This window comes from Actinomycetota bacterium, from assembly GCA_014360645.1.
Lineage (GTDB): Bacteria > Actinomycetota > Geothermincolia > Geothermincolales > RBG-13-55-18 > Solincola_B.
The window spans coordinates 1-1,396 of record JACIXD010000033.1 but is presented as its reverse complement, the minus strand read 5'-3'; the positions used below and the strand labels follow the sequence as shown (position 1 = coordinate 1,396).

The 1,396-nt window shown below is 57.5% G+C and carries 2 protein-coding genes; both read left to right on the top strand.

Annotation, left to right across the window (positions count from 1 at the left end; all coding sequences use genetic code 11):
- Window positions 1–107 precede the first annotated feature (107 nt).
- A complete protein-coding gene (locus H5T74_14635; protein MBC7231611.1) occupies window positions 108–299 on the top strand; it encodes a hypothetical protein in 192 nt (63 codons plus the stop codon).
- Window positions 300–638: 339 nt separating this feature from the next.
- Complete coding sequence (locus H5T74_14630) at window positions 639–1,361, top strand: hypothetical protein (GenBank protein ID MBC7231610.1); 723 nt, start codon at window positions 639–641, stop codon at window positions 1,359–1,361.
- The last annotated feature ends 35 nt before the right edge of the window (window positions 1,362–1,396 follow it).

Sequence of the window (1,396 nt, the reverse complement as noted above, 5' to 3'; positions counted from 1 at the left end):
CACTAAGATATTCCAGCAGGTGATTCACTTTTCTATAGGCCACCCTCCTTCTCTCGGCCGGGTTAAATTAAAAACCCGGTGTAACGAACAGGATGAGAGGAGAAGACATGGAACAGATCCATAGGAGATTCACCACCGAACAGGTGAAGGCCTTGCTCGGAGGATATCTGGAGAAGAACCTGGATCGCAGGGAGGTGGAGGAGATCCTGGGAATAGGCAAGGCGAGGTTCTTCTCCCTGCTCCGGGACTACAGAGATGACCCGGAGGGCTTCAGCGTGGAGTACCGCAGGTCATCTTAGGCAAGGATCCCTGCGCTGTGGGAGGAGGGGATCGCCCATGCCCTCCTCGAGGAAAAGGAGCTCATAGACAACCCCGCCCTCCCCATCACCAGCTACAATTACTCGGCTCTGAAGGACCGCCTGGCCGGACAGGGAATAGAGGTATCCCTTCCCACCATCATCGCCCGGGCCAAGGACCTGGGGTGCTACAAGCCGCGCAAGGCCAAGAAGGCGCATGAGCGGGAGGTGGTGACCGCCGCGGTGGGCGCCCTCATCCAGCACGACGCCTCCCACCATCTCTGGTCGCCCTATGCTACGGAGCGCTGGGCCCTGCTCACCTCCATAGACGACTTTTCCCGTCTGCTCCTCTACGCCGATTTCTGGGGCGCGGAGAGCAGCTGGGCCCATATCCGGGCCGCAGAGGACTTAACGCGCGAGTTCGGCATCCCCTTACGCTATTACGTGGATTCGCTATCCGTATTCCGCTACGTGAAGACCAGGGATAGCGTGTGGAGAAGGCACGTGGCCCTAACCGACGACGTGGATCCCCAGTGGAAGAAGGTGATGCGCGTGCTGGGGGTGGAGGTGGTCTACGCCCTCTCCCCCCAGGCCAAGGGGAAGGTGGAGAGACCCTACCGTTGGCTGCAGGATCGCATCGTGAGGACCTGCGCCCGGGAGAAGCTCTCCGCCATGGAGGAGGTGCGGGCGGTCCTCAAGGAAGAGGTTGATCGCTACAACAACCGGCAAGTCCATTCCACCACCGGGGAGATACCCACCATGCGCTTCAAGAAGGCTATCTCCGAGGGAAACAGCCTGTTCCGACCCTTTATCGTTCCCAAGCCCTATTCCCTCCCCAAAGACGTCTTCTGTCTACGAGAGACCAGGATGGTAAACAGCTATCGCAAGATAGAGATCCATAAACACGAGATCGCGGTACCCGGTGTGCCCTTGCGCGAGGAGGTCGATGTACACCTCATTCCCGATGCGAAGAGAGGCGCCATGGAGATCAGGATATGGTGGAAGGATAAGATGGTCAAATCGATAGTCTATCCATTGGGAGAGTTTCCCAGGGTCCACTTTTGAATTTTAAAGTGTCTACTTTTCAATTTTTCCTAACA